At 40.1% G+C, this 19,502-nt stretch carries 17 protein-coding genes; 12 read left to right on the top strand and 5 right to left on the bottom strand.

Annotated features, from left to right (window positions below; genetic code table 11):
* Nucleotide 1 precedes the first annotated feature (1 nt).
* The 3 genes from GQR54_RS04100 to GQR54_RS04090 all read right to left on the bottom strand — a co-directional run bounded on the left by GQR54_RS04100 (nt 2) and on the right by GQR54_RS04090 (nt 6,162).
* Entirely contained in the window at nt 2-1,918 is a 1,917-nt protein-coding gene (locus tag GQR54_RS04100) for an ATP-dependent DNA helicase (RefSeq protein WP_166376626.1), read from the bottom strand.
* A 125-nt stretch (nt 1,919-2,043) separates the two neighbouring features.
* A complete protein-coding gene (locus GQR54_RS04095) occupies nt 2,044-3,903 on the bottom strand; it encodes a M28 family metallopeptidase (protein ID WP_166376625.1) in 1,860 nt (619 codons plus the stop codon).
* A 69-nt stretch (nt 3,904-3,972) separates the two neighbouring features.
* A complete protein-coding gene (locus tag GQR54_RS04090) occupies nt 3,973-6,162 on the bottom strand; it encodes a M4 family metallopeptidase (RefSeq protein WP_166376624.1) in 2,190 nt (729 codons plus the stop codon).
* 487 nt (nt 6,163-6,649) lie between these two features.
* On the opposite strand from GQR54_RS04090, the gene GQR54_RS04085 reads away from it, so the two are divergent.
* Nucleotides 6,650-7,933, top strand: coding sequence for a sodium:proton antiporter (locus tag GQR54_RS04085; protein ID WP_007580638.1), 1,284 nt, complete (start codon nt 6,650-6,652; stop codon nt 7,931-7,933).
* Between the two features lie 283 nt (nt 7,934-8,216).
* Nucleotides 8,217-10,073 carry a cytochrome c/FTR1 family iron permease gene (locus GQR54_RS04080; protein WP_166376687.1) on the top strand — a complete coding sequence of 619 codons (1,857 nt, stop codon included), beginning with the start codon at nt 8,217-8,219 and terminating at the stop codon, nt 10,071-10,073.
* Nucleotides 10,074-10,184: 111 nt separating this feature from the next.
* Here GQR54_RS04080 and GQR54_RS04075 read toward each other — a convergent pair whose 3' ends face one another.
* Nucleotides 10,185-10,421 (bottom strand): hypothetical protein, encoded by a 237-nt coding sequence (locus GQR54_RS04075; RefSeq protein ID WP_166376623.1) that lies wholly within the window; start codon nt 10,419-10,421, stop codon nt 10,185-10,187.
* A 419-nt stretch (nt 10,422-10,840) separates the two neighbouring features.
* On the opposite strand from GQR54_RS04075, the gene hisG reads away from it, so the two are divergent.
* From hisG to GQR54_RS04025, 10 genes are all read left to right on the top strand, one after another.
* Complete coding sequence (gene hisG / locus GQR54_RS04070; RefSeq protein WP_166376622.1) at nt 10,841-11,740, top strand: ATP phosphoribosyltransferase; 900 nt, start codon at nt 10,841-10,843, stop codon at nt 11,738-11,740.
* 5 nt (nt 11,741-11,745) lie between these two features.
* The gene (gene hisD, locus GQR54_RS04065) at nt 11,746-13,047 is read left to right on the top strand and encodes a histidinol dehydrogenase (protein WP_166376621.1); all 1,302 of its coding nucleotides are present in this window, start codon (nt 11,746-11,748) and stop codon (nt 13,045-13,047) included.
* Complete coding sequence (gene hisC / locus GQR54_RS04060; protein ID WP_166376620.1) at nt 13,037-14,146, top strand: histidinol-phosphate transaminase; 1,110 nt, start codon at nt 13,037-13,039, stop codon at nt 14,144-14,146. Before hisD ends, hisC begins: the two co-directional genes overlap by 11 nt.
* Nucleotides 14,143-15,204: a bifunctional histidinol-phosphatase/imidazoleglycerol-phosphate dehydratase HisB gene (gene hisB, locus GQR54_RS04055; RefSeq protein ID WP_024598085.1), complete on the top strand. Its 1,062-nt coding sequence runs from the start codon at nt 14,143-14,145 to the stop codon at nt 15,202-15,204. Before hisC ends, hisB begins: the two co-directional genes overlap by 4 nt.
* Nucleotides 15,201-15,791, top strand: a complete 591-nt coding sequence (gene hisH, locus GQR54_RS04050) for an imidazole glycerol phosphate synthase subunit HisH (RefSeq protein ID WP_002960265.1) — start codon at nt 15,201-15,203, stop codon at nt 15,789-15,791. Before hisB ends, hisH begins: the two co-directional genes overlap by 4 nt.
* A 33-nt stretch (nt 15,792-15,824) precedes the next feature.
* The gene (locus GQR54_RS04045; protein WP_010552951.1) at nt 15,825-16,559 is read left to right on the top strand and encodes a 1-(5-phosphoribosyl)-5-[(5-phosphoribosylamino)methylideneamino] imidazole-4-carboxamide isomerase; all 735 of its coding nucleotides are present in this window, start codon (nt 15,825-15,827) and stop codon (nt 16,557-16,559) included.
* Nucleotides 16,541-17,320: an imidazole glycerol phosphate synthase subunit HisF gene (hisF, locus tag GQR54_RS04040; RefSeq protein WP_024611092.1), complete on the top strand. Its 780-nt coding sequence runs from the start codon at nt 16,541-16,543 to the stop codon at nt 17,318-17,320. The genes GQR54_RS04045 and hisF overlap by 19 nt, the downstream gene beginning before the upstream one ends.
* On the top strand, nt 17,311-17,925 hold the full coding sequence (gene hisIE / locus GQR54_RS04035; protein WP_166376619.1) for a bifunctional phosphoribosyl-AMP cyclohydrolase/phosphoribosyl-ATP diphosphatase HisIE: 615 nt from the start codon (nt 17,311-17,313) through the stop codon (nt 17,923-17,925). The genes hisF and hisIE overlap by 10 nt, the downstream gene beginning before the upstream one ends.
* A gap of 108 nt (nt 17,926-18,033) precedes the next feature.
* Nucleotides 18,034-18,588, top strand: a complete 555-nt coding sequence (locus tag GQR54_RS04030; RefSeq protein WP_166376618.1) for a hypothetical protein — start codon at nt 18,034-18,036, stop codon at nt 18,586-18,588.
* A gap of 2 nt (nt 18,589-18,590) precedes the next feature.
* Nucleotides 18,591-18,779, top strand: coding sequence for a DUF1289 domain-containing protein (locus GQR54_RS04025; protein ID WP_002960277.1), 189 nt, complete (start codon nt 18,591-18,593; stop codon nt 18,777-18,779).
* 56 nt (nt 18,780-18,835) lie between these two features.
* Here the strand turns inward: GQR54_RS04025 and GQR54_RS04020 are convergent, their stop codons facing one another.
* Entirely contained in the window at nt 18,836-19,369 is a 534-nt protein-coding gene (locus GQR54_RS04020) for a gluconokinase (protein ID WP_166376617.1), read from the bottom strand.
* Nucleotides 19,370-19,502: the final 133 nt, after the last annotated feature.

Genomic DNA, 19,502 nt, shown 5'->3' with positions numbered 1-19,502 from the left:
TCTAATTAATTTGTTTTAAAAATGTATTGGCATCTTCTAAGCTTCGCGTGCGGCGCATCGGCGGTAAGCTTTTTAAAAATACTTGGCCATATTGGCGTGTAACTAAGCGATTATCGCATATTACAAGTACGCCTTTGTCTTTACTATCTCGAATTAAACGCCCTACACCTTGTTTTAGCGCAATAACAGCCTGCGGTAATTGTATGTGTGAAAAAGGGTCTTTCCCCTGCATTTGGCAATCTTGCATTTTAGCTTGAAGCAATGGATCATCAGGGGCCGCAAATGGCAATTTGTCTATAATAACACAGCTTAACGTGCTACCGCGTACATCAACGCCTTCCCAAAAAGAAGCCGTGCCGAGTAATACTGCATTACCATGGCGGGTAAATTTCTCTAAAATAATACGCTTAGACATTTGCCCCTGCATATAAACTGGGTAGTCTATTTGTGTGGTGAGTCCTTCGGCAACTAAGTGCATCATTCGATAGCTGGTAAATAACACAAAACAACGCCCTTGCGCTGACTTTATAAGCTCAAGTGTTAATTTTACAATTGCATGGGGCATATTATCAGCGTGCGATTCTGGTAAGTAACGCGGTAAACACAGCAGCGCCTGATTAGGGTAATCAAACGGGCTATCTACCATCATGCTTTGCTTTGGTTTTAAACCAAGGCTTGCATTAAAATGCTCTAGTTTGTTGTCGACCGAAAGTGTAGCTGATGTAAATACAAAGCCTGCGCCCGTGTCTTGCATCATTTGAGCAAATTTAGCTGATACATTTAATGGCGTTATATTAATCGTTAAATAACGGCGCGTTGTTTCATACCAGTAACTAAAACCGGTTTGAGCCGTATCAAAAACGCGTTCTAACTGCCCTTTAAATGCCAATGCACGCTCAAACGGGTGCTCTATTTTATCGCTTCTATCTAGGCAAAGTTTAAGTACTTGATAAACAAAATCTAAATCACTGATAACACGATGAAGTGCCGCACATATTTGTTTATCGCTTAGCTTTTCTCGCCAATCGCCTCTACTGCCATCAACACCAAACTGTAATCGTAAATCAGCAACGCTTGTTTCAAGCTTATTTAAGCTTTTACCAAGTTGTAGCATATCGGGAATTTCGGCTCTATAAATAGCACGTAAATCATTAATTAAATCCACCAGCTTTTTAGTACTTACACTTTCACCAAAATAGTCACTGGCAATTTCGCTTAACTGATGGGCTTCATCAAATATATACGCATCGGCTTTTGGCATAAGCTCAGCAAAGCCACTTTCTTTTACGGCCATGTCAGCAAAAAATAAATGATGGTTAATAACAACCACATCAGCATCAGCTGCTGTTAATCGCGCTTTACGTATATAACAGCTTTGAAAGTCTGGGCATTCTTTGCCTAAGCAATTATCGGCTGTTGAATTGACATAAGGCAGTACTTTGGCGTCTTCTTCTATACCAATACAATCGGCTAAATCGCCCGACTGGGTTTCACTGGCAAACTTAGCCACCATGGCTAGTTGATGCATTACGTCGGAGTCGTCAGTAGGTACATGCGCAACATGCTGATTTAGTCGGTAAGTACATAAGTAATTGGCACGCCCTTTTAATAAGGCGGTTTTTTTAGATGCACTAAGCGCTTTTACTAATTGAGGCAAGTCGCGGTGATAAAGTTGCTCTTGGAGAGCTTTAGAACCTGTCGATATTATCGTTCGGCCTTTTGATTTGAGTGCTGGGGCTAAATATGCAAATGTTTTACCTGTACCCGTGCCTGCTTCAACAACCAATTGCGAACTGTTTTTTAATGCATCAGCAACGGCTACAGCCATATCAATTTGTGGTTGACGAGGCGTATATCCATCTAACGATAACGCCAAAGGTCCGGTTGCACTAAACAGCTGTTTGATAATACCAATCACTTTAAAATAAATAATACGCCGATTTTACGTAAGCTAAACATCAAGGGCAAGTAATTAAGTGATAGGCGTTATTTTATAAGTAAGGGAGCCTAGCTCCCCTTATTTAACCTGAACTGTAGTTATAGCTATCGAGCGCTAATGGTTAAGGTCATGCCGCTTGCCACACTATAACCTTTTAAATCTATGTGCCACTTACCTTCTTGAGGGTTTGTAATACTGCACGCTTCAGCATTGCCATTTTTATAAGGCCTGCACAAGTAAACCGACTCAGATGATTGATTATTAAAATTTAAATACAAGTCAGCATCACCCGTACCGCCGGACATGCTTACATTCAGTGAGGAATACCCGGGGCCTAAATCTTGTATGAATCTAGTCCAGTTCCCTGACGATACATTAACATTTGCCTCTACCGTGTTTATCGGCTCAATAATCGAAGCTTCATTGTAACTTCCCTTGAGAGAAACATTCGCTATCGCGTTCCATGCTTCTAACATTACATAATAAACACCGACTTGAGGGCTGCTAATATCACAACTTTCGCTACTTGTTGATGTTGTACTTTTACAATCGAAGCTATTAAGTGTGGGAGGCGTATTAAATTTTACATATAAATCTGCGTCTCCGCTTCCACCTGCTGTAGTAAAATTTAAATCGCTAACATTATTTGGTACTTGCAACGTATAAATAAGTTGTGCCTTAGCATTAGCCGTTATTGCTGATACTGTTACACCATTTTGTAGCTCATTGTTAGCAGGCGGAGCTACATCTCCCGCATTTTTGGCCATTTCGGCCAAGTAACTAACAGCAAGTTTTGCAAATTTACTGGCATGATCAGCATCAAACACTTCGTCATTTTCAGTATGAATTAACGTATTAATATCGTTCATTCTCGATTCAAAAGGGATCGATGCAGCAAAACCTTGTTGATACCAGGATGCATGATCAGAGCAACCATAACCACACTGATCAAATCCGTACGTAATATCAGGTAAATAAGTCGTAATTAGCTGACCTAAATACTGATTTTGAGCCGCAGTTGTGTAGTCAGTCATCATTACTATATCTTCACTGCTGCCATTGTTACCTGTCATATCAAACTGCACCATACCAACAACATTTTTTCCCTGAGATTTAAATGCAGAAGCAATATCTTTGGAGCCTCTTAAACCCACTTCTTCAGCAGCAAAGGCCATAATTTTAATGGTTTTTTGCGGCTTATAGTTTTGCTCTACCACAGCGCGAAGAGCTTCGGTTAGTACTGCAATGCCTGACGCGTTATCATCGGCGCCAGGTGAGCGTCCATTACTTGGATTAGATTGATTTATGGAATCTAAATGCCCGCCAATAATCACAATATCATCCGCTTCTTCATTACCGTTAATAGTCACAAGCACTGATGATTGTGACCAACTATGTGTAAAATAATCTACCGAAATATCACTTCGTGAACTTGTCAGTTGCTGCCAATAGCCTTTTAGCCACTGGGATGCATCAACGCCTGTTTGTGATGTGTAATAACGATTATTAAAATTAGTTAAAGTATTCACTGTATTCGTTAAGTTATTAGCGCTTATCTGATTAATTAACCCTTGCACTGTTTGGCTATTATCAATGGAGTAAGCAAAAGCTGTACTTATTTTCTGATTTTGAACTGATGCTAGCTGGTCGGTATACTGTTTAGCTTCTGTTAACGAATCATGAGCAACAAACCCACCACAACGATTATAGTTATGGTGCATAAACTCGCTCAGTTGTGCAATATTTTGCTTTTCTACCTTTAGTAAATTTACAGTATTGAGCTTTGTATTTTGTACGCTTAATATTTGCTCATTTCGTGAGAGTGCTCTTTGATTTTGCTGATAATGTTTTGCAGCAACGGGGTCAATACTCACCCAAACACTGTCATTACCTTGTGCGTGCGATTGAAAAGCATTCACAAAGGTACACGCACTAAACACCACTACTTTAATTGAATTATTCATAAGTATCTCTTGTTATAAAATACAACTTCAAGCTATAAAAAAGGGAGCTCATGCTCCCTTAAAGTTAGTTTAATTCGCTGAAATACTTAGCGTTATACCATTAGCCGTACTATAGCCTCGTAAGTCTATTGACCATGTACCCGCTTGTGGGTTATCAATAGAACAGCTTTCATTATTGCCATTTTTATATGGGCGGCAAAGATAAGTGCTTGTACTTGAAGCCGAACCAAAGTTCACATATAAATCCGCATCACCAGTGCCACCAGAAATAGTCACATCAAGTGCAGAATAGCCCTCCCCTAGCGTTTGTGTAAAACGGGTCCAGCTACCAGAGGCAACGCTTACATTACTTTGCGTTTTATTAATTGGTGTAACACCGCCGCCAGTGCCTCCATCGTAACTACCTGTTAAGGATACGCCAGAGATTTCATTCCACGCTTCCACCATCACATAGTAAGTTCCACTTTGAGCATTACTAATTGAGCAGCTTTCTGTGCTAGATGAGGTTGTACTTTTGCAATCAAAGTTATTTAACGTTGGTTTAGATGCAAACTGTACATAAAGATCTGCATCACCAGTGCCGCCATTCGTGTTAAACGTTAAATTGCTTGCGCCAGCAGGCACCTCCAACGTAAAGAAAAGTTGCTCTTTAGCTGAGCCACTTATCCCAGTGCGAGTTACACCATTGCTTAGGGCTTCGTCATCACTTGGTGGAGTCGAACCACACGAACTGCCTGAGCTTAAGTTAGAACTGACACCCACCGCATTCAGCGCGGCTTGAACATCACTAGGATCGTAATTTAAATCACAAGCAGCATCCATTACACCATTGCCTGCTAAATCCCAGTTTGTGCTTGCGCTCCAATAAAGCTGATTTGCTCTCGTCATTACAATAAATGCTTTTTTAGTATCCCAACCTGGTGTGGTCGCTAAGTTATAAAATGCTTTATTGAATACGCCAGAACTATTATGAACATCCATACCTGAGTAATAACTTGATTGGTTGTCTATTGAATTACCATCTTGCGTTGGGTTATTCATGTAGCGCAATGCACCATTGCCTTTAAATATGTCTTTACCAACTAACCAGTCATTCGTGCCTTTCATGTAAAATTCAGCGGCTTCACCTGCCATATCTGAAAAAGCTTCATTTAAGCCACCAGATTTTCCGCTATAAACAAGTCCTGAGTTTTGCTCAGTAAATCCATGGCTAACTTCATGGGCCGACACATCAAGGCTAACAAGTGGATAAAAAGTGTTTTGGCCATCGCCAAATGTCATTGCACTGCCATCCCAAAATGCATTTTCATAGTTACTTGAATAGTGCACTCGCATTTTTAGCTGAAACGAAAATGGAGGTGTACCGATCCAGTCGTTATACATATTAAAAATTACATTGCCAAAATAATGTGCATCGTTGAGTGGTGAATACGCGCCGTTTATCTCCTTAAATGTATTTTCAGGACATGTAAATGAATAAGCACTCGTTCCACTTGTGCCGCCATTTAAGTTTATCGTACGAACATTCGCGTTATTCATCGTGCAATTATTACCTGACTGACTAACGTCTAAATTATCAAAGTCAGTGCCGTAAATGTACTTCCCTGTTTTTAAGTTACCACCAGGGCCTGTAGCATCGGCATGTTGTAGGTTATCTAAGCTAAATAATAGCTCACCCGAGTTCGCATCAATGATTTGATATGGACGAGATGGATTACTTCCATAAGTAACATAAGATACCTCGTATACTAGATGCGCTTTACTTTGATTGTCTACCCAAATGGCTAGTTGTGATTTTTCGTTGTGTTTTTTTAGTCCAACCGATTTGGCTGCTGCCGATGATTTTTGTAAACCTTTAGCAATGGCAAGCTTTTGATTGAGCTTCGGCACCACCGTATTTATATCACTTGATATATCGTATACGGCTGCACCGTGCGCATGCTTTAACTCACCATTGCTGCTAAACGTTAGACTTAACGTATCGCCAATTACAGGCAAGCCATTGTAAGTTTGTTGATAACGACGAGTAGTATCACCGTTATTGCTTTTTATTTCTTTTAATACAACTAGTTTGTTTCCTACTCCTAAACCCACTAATTGATCCGGGCTCTGCATTGCAATAAAAGATGCACTATTTTGCATTGCATTGCTTAGATCTGCTTCTTGGTTTAGGTATCTCTTATTCGCAGCTACTGCACTTGACGCTTGTACTAATGTAAAAGCAGCAAGAGTTGCTATTGTGATTTTAGATAAATTCACGTTTATGCTCCGTTAGATTTTTAGTTTGTAGTATTTTTGTATTAACCGAGAACGCCTGTCCCCGATAAGGGATCAGCTTATGTTACAAATTGACTTTTTGTAAATTAAACATTTAATTTACAAATAAAGTATTAGATAAATAATTAAACCCAAAATTTACAAATGGTTAACAGTAATATCTTGGCTACAGCTCTAACAAAAAGGAACAAAGTGTAAACATTAAGTTACTCTTACCTACAAAGTCACACAAAAACATCGTTTTTTAGTTAAATTAAAAACGAAAAAGCAGTTATAAACCTGCCATTAAAAATTTAATTACAATCGATAACACTGGCAATTTCACGTTAACTAAATGTCTCTACTGGACATAATAAAAAGTAACGAAATTGCCATAAACACTGTGACTCTTGCTAGTTACAGGAGTAACATACGCGGGTTTATAATCCTCCTTTTTGTGTGTCGTTTAAAAAATAGTTAAGGTTAATCAATGAATGCTTGGTACCTCATTTGTTTTCTCTCTGCAATTGCAATTTTTATAGCCTTTGCAAACCAGTACATCCTCAAAATGCAAACTACCATTGCCATTACTACCGGCTCTGTGGTTATTTCTTTATTACTGATTATTGCAGTAAAATTATTAGGCGATCAGAACGCATTAGCAATGACCCAAATTGTTTCCAGTATTGACTTTAACGAGTTACTACTTAAAGGCATGTTGGGGTTTTTACTTTATGCGGGTGCGCTCGAAATAAACCTACTTGCCCTGCGTAAGCAGCGGTGGGAAATTACTGCCCTGGTATTGTTTTCAACCATTGCTTCCACATTTATAGTGGGTTATTTGAGCTTTTATTTATTTTCAGTTTTTGGTTTTGATGTCCCTTTTATTTATTGTTTACTGTTTGGTGCGCTTATTAGCCCAACCGACCCTATCGCTGTACTTGCTATTATTAAACAAATGCGAGCGCCAGAAGGCATCTCAGTTCAAGTAGAAGGTGAGTCGCTATTTAACGATGGTATTGGTTTAGTTATATTTACCACTATATTTTCTGTTGCTTTTTATGGCACAGATGCACAATTTGGTGACATAGCAGAGCTATTCTTTGTTGATGCAATAGGGGGCATTGCGTTTGGTTTAGTCATTGCATTAGTTGGCCACTTTTTAATTATTAATAGCCGCGATGTAAATATTCGCTTATTAATTACCTTAACTATCCCAACAGCAGGTTTTGCTGCAGCAAATATTTGGGAAATATCTGGCGCACTTGCCATGGTAACCAGTGGCATATTAATGGGTAATATTACCCGCACTAAAGCAACCGAGCGTACGGGTCCCGAAGACACGCGCTACGTAAAAGATTTTTGGCATGCAACCGACAGCTTTCTAAACGCTCTACTGTTTTTAATAATAGGTATGCTAATAGTCACTATGCCAATCACGCTTGGCGAAATTGGTTTAGGGTTATTAATGGTACCTGTTGTACTGCTAGCACGCTTTATAAGTGTAGGCGCACCATTTGTAATTTTTAAACGCTTTAGAACTTACGATAAACACAGTGTTAAAATTTTGACCTGGGGTGGACTACGTGGTGGCCTTGCTCTGGCAATGGCGGCAGCAATCCCACGCGAGCAAGTTTTTGTAGGCGGTTCAGACCTACATAACCTAATCGTTATTGTTACTTACGTAGTGGTTATATTTTCTATTATTGTACAAGGATTAACTATTTCGCCGCTTATTCAAAGCAGCATTAAGTCAGCTGAGCAAGCCAAGTAATAAATGCTTTGTCTGCAACGCATTCAGTAACCAAGTTATTATAAAAACCACTTGGTTACTGTTACTCATGTGTTACAAAAACACTTTAAAGTTCTATAAATTGTTATTCTTTTTATTTATCTGCTTTGTTTAAATTAATCCGCTTGAAATGCAAATGAAAACAATTATAATTTTGACTTTTCCTCTACAGGGCTTTTCGATGTCCATAAATAATTCTCACATGTTTTTAAATTTGGTGTCTCTGAGCAAACGACAATTTCAATGTTTTTTTATGCTTTTTATAATGGTCATGGCAAGCTTTAGTGTTTCAGCCTCGCCTAATGAGCAAACAAAAATAAAACAAATTGCACAGCTTGCAGAGTATGTAGGTGTTGATTACGTGGCAGCTGTTGGGAATGGTGAAATACTTGATCCTGACGAATATCAAGAAATGACTGAATTTTCGCACGTTATTATTGAGCAAGCTGGACAGCTATCAAGCCAAACAAATGAGTTTGATACAGTAAAGGCACAAGCTAAAGCCCTGCATACAGCGATTGCCAATAAAGCGAGTGTTGCCGATGTACGTGCAGCAAGCTCAGCGCTTCGTGAGTCGCTACTTACCTTTATGCCGCAACTATCGTTACCTGCATCACTACTTCCTGTTGAGCAAACCAAAGCGCTTTTTGCTGCTAACTGTTCAATGTGTCACGGCCCTAGTGGTCAAGGCGACGGCCCGCTTGCAAAAAGCTTATCGCCAGAGCCTACCAACTTTACCGATGAAGAACGCGCAACTAACCGCTCATTAATGGGTTTATTTGACGCTGTAAGTAACGGTATTAACGACACGCCAATGGTTGCTTTTACTCAATTTAATGAACAACAACGTTGGTCTTTAGCTTTTTATGTAGGTAGCTTGGCATTTAAAGATGTTCAAAAACCACAAAATCTAGAGCAAAACATTACCGCTTCGCAGATTGTAAACTTAAACCCTGCACAATTATCGGCAGGTCAAAGTGAAGCACAAGCACATTACGTTAAATGGCTTCGTGGTAATCCAGAGCAACTATTTACCGGTAAAAAGAATCCGTTAACGGTTACTCGCACACAGTTGCTTGCAGCGCAAGCCGCGCATGCTAAAGGCAATTACTCACAAGCAAGTGATTTAGCAATTAGCGCTTACCTAGATGGCTTTGAGCTTGTTGAAAACAACTTAAATGCCTACGACGAAACACTGCGTAAAAACATCGAAGTACAACTGATGAACCTGCGCCAAACATTTAAAAACGAGAAAGATGCAGCCATCGTTGACGAAAAAGTAAGTTCAGCGCTAGCTCAACTCGCTAAAGCAGATAGCATGCTAAACGAAACCAAACTAACTGATGGTGCACTCCTCTCAGCGAGTTTAGTTATATTACTACGCGAAGGCCTAGAAGCACTCCTCGTTATTATTGCCCTTATGACCGTACTTATTAAAACTAAACGCCAAGACGCACTTAAATATGTACATGTTGGTTGGGTAACCGCACTTATTGCTGGTGGCTTAACGTGGGCTGCGGCGCAAACATTAATAGAAATAAGTGGTGCAAGTCGCGAAGTTATGGAAGGTGCTGGTGCATTGTTTGCCGCTGTAATTTTACTTTATGTTGGCGTATGGATGCACAGTAAAACCAGTGCGCAGCAATGGCAAAAATACATCAAAGACAATATAGATAAGCGTCTTGAGTCGGGTACATTATGGGGTTTAGCAGGGCTTTCGTTTATAGCCGTATACCGTGAAGTATTCGAAACCGTACTGTTCTATCAGTCTTTATTAACGCAAAGCTCGCCTGCTCAATATTCATCTATTGCTTCGGGTTTTGCGATAGCTGTAGCAATACTGGCTATTATTACGTGGGTATTAATTAAGTACTCAATTAAATTACCGGTTGCTAAGTTTTTTGCAATTACCACTTACCTATTATTTGCACTCTCGTTTGTACTTATGGGCAAAGCCGTTATTGCATTACAAGAGGCCGACATAATAGGTATTGCGCCGCTACCAATGAGCTTTGATATTGCATGGCTTGGTATAAAGTCAACATGGCAAGGTATTGTGGCTCAAATATGTGTGTTCGCTATATTTAGCTTTTATATATTTAAAAGCAAAAACCAAGAGTAATGCCAATCTGCTTAAGAGTTTAAGCTAATTGGCGTAAGCAAAATACATAGTAAAAAGGCCCGCAGGGCCTTTTTGAGTTGATTGCTTATGTATTTAGTAAAGTTGGTATTATCAAGCCCATGTATCTAAATGGGTGTTTTCGTCATCATCTAGGTTGGACTTTTTTTTACTATTTTGATCATCAAGCATATTGAGCTGTTTCTTTTTTTGTAACTCACGCCTTTTTTTATTCTCTAGTTCAACTTTTTCAGCGGCAGCGCCACTTTGCACACCCGCAATATGAAAAGCACTTTTTGACTCAACTTCTAGCCTAGTTATTCTTCCTAAATAAGGGATCATAATATCCATAAGTACTTCCTTATTTTTTCATTTTATAAATTAACCACTTGGTTTGAGTGGTAAACAACCAATTGTTGGCGAAAATTGCGCTTATTATCTTAATATTATCGACAGTTATAACATATGCTTTAATTAAGCTAAAAAAAACTTGCCATAATATAGCTGTTTATGTTTTTATGAATGCGAAATTTATTTAAACAGATAACAACTGCACGTTAACAAAACAACGGGCAGTTACATAGGATAAAAAATGCGCTTAAACCTGACAACAGTACATCATCACCACCATTCACCGGAATAACCTGTCAGGTCTTTCGCTGAGAGGTTATTCCTAAAAGGAACCTCTGGCGATTCAAATAACATTGATTCATTTTCGCCCTGAGGTTCCCCTCGGGGTTTTTAGTTTTTAAATTAAAGGAAAATGAATAATGAACAACAGTAATCGTCTACGTATCGCCATCCAAAAAGGCGGCCGCCTATCTAAAGATTGTCAAGATCTGCTTAAACAGTTAGGTGTTAAACTCAACCTTCGTGAACAACGCTTAATTGCACACTCAACTAATATGCCAATTGACGTACTACGTGTGCGCGATGACGATATTCCGGGTTTAGTAATGGACGGTGTATGTGACTTAGGCATAGTTGGCGAAAACGTACTAGTAGAAGTTCAAGCAGAACGGATGCGCCAAGGTGTTCCAAGTGAAGTAACCAAACTTTCAAAACTAGACTTTGGTTACTGTCGCCTTGCACTTGCATGGCCACAAGAGCTTGGCGCTCGTGATAAGAGCTGGTTTGAAGGCAAACGTATTGCGACTACCTACCCAGAAATTTTAACTCAGTGGTTAAAGCGCGAAGGTATTAACGCAAGTACAGTAATGCTTACGGGTTCTGTTGAAGTAGCACCGCGTGCGGGTTTATCTGATGCAATTTGTGATTTAGTATCTACTGGCGCAACACTTGAAGCTAACGGCTTAATTCAAGGCGAAACAATTTTAGAATCAAACGCGTGTTTAATTCAAAATAAAGATCTTCAAGATGCTGATAAACTAGCACTAATCAATAAGCTTATGCCGCGCCTACGTGGTGTTAGACAAGCTAAAGAAAGCAAATACATCATGCTACACGCACCAAAAAACAAACTTGATGAAATTTGTGAAATTTTACCTGGTTCTGGTCAACCTACTCTACTTGCCCTTGCTGGTAACGATGAATACGTAGCACTTCACATGGTAAGCAGCGAAACATTATTTTGGGAAACAATGGAGCAGTTAAAAGCCCTAGGCGCTAACTCTATTTTAGTTATGCCAATTGAAAAAATGATGGAGTAAGTGCCATGCTTCGTTGGAATGAGGAATCTTCACAAGTACAAGCAGCGGCGCTAATGCGCCCTGCAGTTTCTGCCAGCGCCAAGGTTGAAGCTATATGCAAAACTATTTTAGCTAACGTAAAAGAGCAAGGCGATGAAGCCTTACTTAGCATGGCTAAAGAGTTTGATAATAGATCTAACCCTCGCTTATGTGTTCCGCTTGATGAAATTAACGCATCAGAGCAAGCACTAAGTGCAGAGCTTAAATACGCAATTGATACCGCTTATGCAAACGTTAAACGTTTTCACGAAGCGCAATTGCCAAAAGATATTAAATTATCGACCCAACCAGGCGTTGTATGTGAACTGAAATATCAAGCCATCGAAGCAGTCGGTATTTATGTACCCGGTGGCAGTGCTCCACTGCCATCGTCGGTTATTATGCAGGGTGTATTGGCGCAATTAAGCGGCGCAAAAACCGTTGTACTTGCTACACCAGTACAAGGTGATAAAGCCATTAACCCTGCTATTTTATATGCAGCTAAGTTATGCGGTATTACTACTTTAATAGAAAGTGGTGGCGCAGGCGCAATTGCAGCAATGGCGTATGGCACCGAATCGGTTCCTAAAGTGAACAAAATATTTGGCCCAGGTAATAGCTTTGTAACAATGGCTAAACAGCTTGTTGCGCAAACTATTCCGGGTATGGCAATTGATATGCCAGCAGGTCCGTCTGAAGTACTTGTTATTGCAGATGAACGTGCGAACCCAGAATTTATAGCCGCCGATTTACTCTCACAAGCAGAGCACGGTGCAGACTCGCAAGTTATTTTATTATGTAACAGCGAGAATATTATAGAACAAACACAGCAGGCGCTTACACGGCAACTAGCTAACTTAAGCCGAAAAGACACGGCCGAAAAAGCGCTCGCTAATTCATCGCTTATTTTAGTTGATTCAATTGAGCAAGCATTTGACGTATCGGCGCAGTACGGACCAGAGCACTTAATTTTACAGTTAGCTGATGCAACACCATACCTAGATAAAGTTAAAAACGCAGGCTCAGTATTTGTAGGTGACTACACGCCAGAATCAGCAGGCGATTACGCATCGGGTACTAACCACGTATTACCAACGTATGGCTACAGTGCAACGTACTCAAGCTTAAACTTACTTGATTTTTTCCGTACTTATACAGTGCAAACAATAAGTAAAAGTGGATTAACTGAGCTTTCGAAAGCTATTTTACCACTTGCAGATGCAGAAGGCCTTGATGCCCACGCTAATGCGGTTTCAATTCGTTTAGAGGCAATTAAAAATGAGCAGTGAGAGCGCACAAGCGACAAGCTTATTACCTAAAAATATTGCAGCCCTTGCTGCATACAGCTCTGCAAAAAGTGAAAAGCTAACCGGTACTACGTGGCTAAATGCTAACGAAAGCCCGTATGCTAAAAATCTTGAACTGAGTATTGAAGATTTAAATCGCTACCCTGATCCACAACCGCAACTGGTTATTGACCGTTACGCCGCTTATACAGAGCTTGAAAGCGAAAATGTATTAATGACGCGCGGCGCAGATGAAGGCATTGAGCTTTTAGTGCGCACATACTGTGAGCCAGCTAAAGACAGCATCGCGTTATTTTTACCAACCTACGGTATGTACAAAGTAACCGCCGATACACACAACGTTGGCATTAATGCGCTTACGCAAGAATTATTATTAAGTGGCAGTGCTGACGAAATAGTCGCAGCTGTTGGCAGCTCAAAACTAGTATTTATTTGTAACCCAAATAATCCAACGGGCAGCTTAACGCCACTTGATAAAGTAAAAGCAATTGCAACGGCACTAACGGGTAAAGCACTGGTAATTGTTGATGAAGCCTATATAGAGTTTTGCCCAGAGCAAAGCGCGACTAAGCTTGTTAATGAATTTAGCAATGTAGTGGTTTTGCGTACGCTTTCTAAAGCCTTTGCACTAGCAGGCCTCAGAACAGGCTTTACCCTTGCACAAGCAGCAACTCTTGCGCCAATTCGTAAAGTCATTGCGCCGTATCCGGTATCTGGCGTAATAGCAAGCATTGCAGCGCAAGCAATTGCACCTGATGCAATTGCATCAATGCGTCGCCAAGTGACTATTTTAAATAGCTTAAAAGCTAAATTGGTAGATTGGCTAAACGCCTCCCCTGCTGCATTAAAAATTCTCACTGGTGGAGGTAACTTTGTTACTTTAAAATTAGCCGATAAAAACTACTTTAAAATTGCACTTGAGCAAGGTTTGGTTATGCGCGCTTTTACGCTATACGGTGAAGACGACTGGCTACGAATTTCAATTGGCAGTGAACAAGAACTTGAACAAGTAAAAATTTGGTTAGATGGCTTACAAACGCCAGCTACCGCAGCATCTTTAGCAGGAAACGAAGTATCATGAGTAACCCCTATTTATTTATCGACCGCGACGGCACTATTATTGAAGAGCCGATTACCGACAAACAGGTAGATAGCCTTGAAAAGCTAGCATTTTTACCTGGCGTTATCCCTGCGTTATTACAATTACAAGCTGCAGGTTACCGTTTAGTTATGGTATCTAACCAAGATGGTTTGGGCACAGATAGCTTCCCGACTGCTGACTTTGATATTGCACAAGACAAAATGATGGACATAATGCAAAGCCAAGGCATTAGCTTTGAGACCGTATTAATTTGCCCTCACTTTAACGAGCAAAACTGCGATTGCCGTAAACCTAAAACAGGCTTACTTACCGAGCTTATGCGCTCAGGCAAAGTAGATTTAGCACGCTCTTTTGTTATTGGCGACCGTGAAACAGATATTGGTCTTGCTCAAAATTTATGTTGTGAAGGTATTTTATACGACGGCGATTGGAGTGCAATAGTAACTAAATTGACCACTGCAAACCGCGAAGGTCGTGTTACACGCAACACTAAAGAAACCCAAATTGATGTAGCCATAAACCTAGATCAAACTAAAAATGGCAGCATTGACACCGGACTTGGCTTTTTTGATCACATGCTTGATCAAATTCGCACGCACGCAAACATTGGTTTAAACATTAAAGCCAAAGGTGATTTACACATAGACGAGCACCACCTTGTTGAAGACATTGGTATTGCCTTAGGTGTCGCACTTAAACAAGCCCTCGGTACTAAATCGCAAATTGCACGCTATGGTTTTGCGCTACCTATGGATGAATGTAAAGCTGAAGCACAAATTGATTTATCGGGCCGTGCATCGTTTGTATTAAACGCTAACTTTAGCCGCGAAAAAGCAGGCGATTTAGACGTACAAATGGTTGAGCACTTTTTCAAGAGCTTAAGTGATAACGCCGCCATTAGCCTTATTTTATCGGTAAGCGACGGTAACTGCCATCACCAAGTAGAAGGTTTATTTAAAGCATTTTCACGCGCTCTTCGTATGGCAGTAGCACAAGACACGACCCAACAAACAGCCAGCTCTAAGGGATGTTTATGATTGCCATAATTAATACCGGTTGTGCCAATATAAATTCAGTACGTTTTGCGTTTGAACGCTTAGGGCAAACACCAACAGTAATTACATCACCAGAGCAATTAGCGGGTTTTGAGCGCGCTATATTGCCAGGCGTAGGTCATGCATCGGTTGCTATGAAACGCCTAGTCGATAACGGCTGGCAACAAGCTATAAATGAATACCAGCGCCCGCTTATGGGTATTTGTTTAGGTATGCAGTTACTGTGCGAAAGCACCGAAGAAGGTAACGTACAGTGCCTAGGTAAAATACCAGGACAAGTAAAAGCGCTTGATGTAGGCAATTTAACGTCGCCGCATATGGGTTGGAATAACTTAAGCGTTAACAAAGAGCATGCGTTAACTAAAGGGCTAACGCTTGATGAGCAAGTGTATTTTGTTCATAGCTTTGCGCACACTGTAAACGACGCCACACTCGTGAGCGGCGAGTACGGTCAAACCTTTTCAGCCATTGTTGCTAAAGACAATTACGCGGGCATGCAATTTCACCCAGAGCGCAGCGCAAAAGTTGGCGCACGTTTATTACAAAATTTTGTTGATTGGCAGTTGTAAGCTGTCCATTAACTAACAAAAAAGAGATTATTTGTGATTATTCCAGCATTAGACGTATTACAAAATCAAATTGTGCGCTTGTACCAAGGTAAATACGACACAGCACAATTTTACCCTTTCGAACTTGGCGCGCGTTTAAAAGAATACGCCGACAGTGGCGCAGGTAAACTACACCTTGTAGATTTAGAAGGTGCACGCGATCCAAGTAAAAAGCAGTGGAAACATATTCAAGCTGCAACCAAAGCACTTAACGTACCGTACCAAGTAGGTGGCGGTATCCGCTCAGAGCAAGATGTAAGTGATTGGCTAAAAGCCGGTGCAAACCAAGTTGTTATTGGTTCAATGGCAGTAGAAAAACGCGAACAAGTAAAAGCCTGGATTGAGCAATTTGGCGCAGAGCACTTTGTAATTGCTCTTGATGTAAATAAAACAGCCACGGGCTGGGCACCTGCAACGCACGGTTGGTTAAGTGAATCTGAATTTGGTTTACTTGAGCTGGTAGATTTTTACGTGGGCTTAGGTGTTATTGACTTTTTATGCACGGACATCAGTAAAGATGGCACCATGACGGGTCCATCATTTGAGCTTTACGAAGATCTAACTCGCCACAACAGCACAATTAAAGTGCAAGCCTCAGGGGGCGTAAGCTCACTTGACGACATTAAAAAGCTTAAAGAGCTAGGTGTGGGCGGCGTTATTTTAGGTAAATCATTGCTTGATGGCGCATTTAGCGTTGAGGAGGCATTGGCATGTTATCAAAACGCATAATTCCATGTTTAGACGTTAAAGACGGCCAAGTAGTTAAAGGCGTTAAGTTTAAAGGTCATGAAGTTGTTGGCGACATTTTGACAATGGCTAAAGCCTACAGCGAAGCTGGCGCCGATGAACTGGTTTTTTACGAAATCAGTGCAAGCGTTGAAAAACGCCTACTTGATGTAAACTGGGTAGAGAGCATTGCACGCAATATCGATATTCCATTTTGTGTAGCGGGCGGTATTAAATCGGTCGCTGATGCAGCGCGTGTACTTGAGCGCGGTGCTGACAAAATAAGTATTAACAGCCCTGCTATTGCACGCCCTGAACTTATTAAAGAATTACACGATGAGTTTGGTAAGCAATGTGTAGTAGTCGGCATAGACAGCTTTTTTGATGAAACTACTGGCGAGTATTTAGTTTATCAGCTTACTGGCGATCCTAATGCATCAAGCCGTACGCGTTATAAAACACAAGAATGGGTTAAACGTGTACAAGATTTAGGCGCAGGCGAAATTGTATTAAACTGTATGAACCAAGATGGCGTTCGTAACGGTTACGACAACGAGCAGTTAAGTAAAATTCGCGAGCTATGTAACATTCCTTTAATCGCCTCTGGCGGTGCGGGTAGTATGCAAGATTTTGTTGATGTATTTAAACAAAGCAAAGTAGATGGTGCATTAGCCGCCAGCGTTTTTCATAAAAATGTGATTAACATTGGCGAACTAAAACAATTTTTAACAGATAACCAAGTGGCAGCAAGATTATGCAAGTAACACAACAAAACCAAGCTCAAGTCGATTTCGCTAAAAGTGAAATGATCCCTGCTATTATTCAAGATGCCCGCTCTGGTGTTATTTTAATGCAAGGCTTTATGAACAGCGAAGCACTCGCTGTTACGCTTGATACCAATAAAGCGACGTTTTACTCCCGTTCAAAATCGCGTTTATGGACTAAAGGCGAGTCATCAGAAAACTACTTAAACGTAGTATCTGTGCATACCGATTGTGACTACGATTCAATTTTAGTACTTGCCAACCCAGAAGGCCCAACGTGCCACTTAGGCACACAAAGCTGTTTTGGTGATGAAGCAAAACCAAGTTTAAGCTTTTTAGCACAGTTAGAAGATGTGATTGTAGCGCGTAAAAACGACGACCCTGAAAAAAGCTACACAGCGTCATTATTTGCAAAAGACTTAAGCCGTAGTTGTCAAAAAGTAGGTGAAGAAGGCGTAGAAGTTGCCCTTGCCGCTATGAAACACGATAACGATGAGCTAACAAACGAGTCTGCTGATTTAATTTATCACCTTACCGTATTGCTACAACGCCAAGGCTTAGCCCTTGAAGATGTAGTTAAATGCTTACAAGGTCGCCATAAATAGCATTAGTTGTAACTAACAAAGAGGCTCATATTTATATGGGCCTTTTTATTTTTACAGTAAATCACGTGTGATATAGTGCGTGGCTAAATTAATCGGTTACTGTGAACTATGAAAAACTATATTATTCCTTCTATTGTCGCATTTATTTTAGTTATCGCGTTTATTTTAGCGGGCTGTACCAGCAAAACTAATCAGACTACAACTACAGCAACCACTACTACAACGAATCAGTCTGTAAAAACCACAGTAACACTCGATGAATGCAGCACCATAAATAACCTAATAAATGGTTATGAATCTGGTTTTAATTCAATAAAAACAGATAAAGTAAATAACCAGTTTACTAATAAATGGCGTACTAATACTCATATTATTGGAGCAACCTGTACGGTTACTTTAAATAAGTCAGAGCAAACAAGCTACCAATGCCAAACACCTGTTAATACACAAACGCAAACCGTAAAGTCCCATCAAAAACTGGCTAAGCAATTACGCCAATGCTTAACCACAACAGGTTGGTTTGAAAGCCAAAAAGAAACAGCAAGTTCAATTTACAGCACCTTTGTACTTGATACTAAAACCCCTGTCATTACACTCTCTACCAATCAAGAAGGTAATGGGTTCACTACTCGCTTTGAAATTGCACCACCGTTAGGACTTTAATAATGCGCCAATTAAATCAAAACAAAAAACCATCTAAATTTAAAACTGATTGCCTAGGAATATGCGAAAGGCGCAGCGGTTACTGCACCGGGTGTGGGCGTACCAACGAAGAAATTTTTGATTGGATAATATTATCTGAAGATGAAAAAAAAGCGATTTTAGAAACACCACGAGCAGATGCTAACTCATAACAAATAAAGCCCCTAAATGTTAAAAGTTTTTAGTTAACTGATTAACTAAAAACTTTTTACTTGTTGTGGCTATTCATTTTAGTTGCGCTAATACAACTTTCGACTACTTGCTCAAATGAGTTATTAATATCTATATTTATAACATTGGGCTCATCTTCTTTTGGTACTTCTAGCGCTTCAAATTGGCTTTTGAGTAAATCAACAGGCATAAAATGCCCTTTTCTGTCCTGCATACGGTTTTTAACCAGCTCAAAATCACCATAAAGATGTAAAAAGGTAATACCTATATTTCCGTCACATATTTGTTCTCGGTATTTCTTTTTTAATGCAGAGCAGACTATTACCGCAATTTCATTTTTCTTTTCAATGCTAAATGCAGCATCACGTATTCTTTCTAGCCAAGGCACACGATCAGCATCGTTTAAAGGCTGCCCAGATGACATTTTTAATATATTAGCCTTGGGATGTAAGTCGTCTCCGTCGATAAATTTAGCGCCAATGCGCTTTGCTAATGCATCACCCACACTTGACTTTCCTGTGCTTGAAACCCCCATTACAATATAAACACGACCTACATTTGTGTTACTCATGTATTTACCCTCGCCTTAATTTAATAATTAATTATTTTCAATGTATATATTATATTGAGTTACGGGTAACATGTTACTCGTAACAAATGCGAAAGTGAAGTTAAACACACACTAAACATCATAATTCACACTG

The organism is Pseudoalteromonas sp. Z9A4 (assembly GCF_011378845.1).
Lineage (GTDB): Bacteria > Pseudomonadota > Gammaproteobacteria > Enterobacterales > Alteromonadaceae > Pseudoalteromonas > Pseudoalteromonas arctica.
Note: the sequence above shows the minus strand (reverse complement) of the source record. Positions and strands in the feature narration are given on the sequence as shown.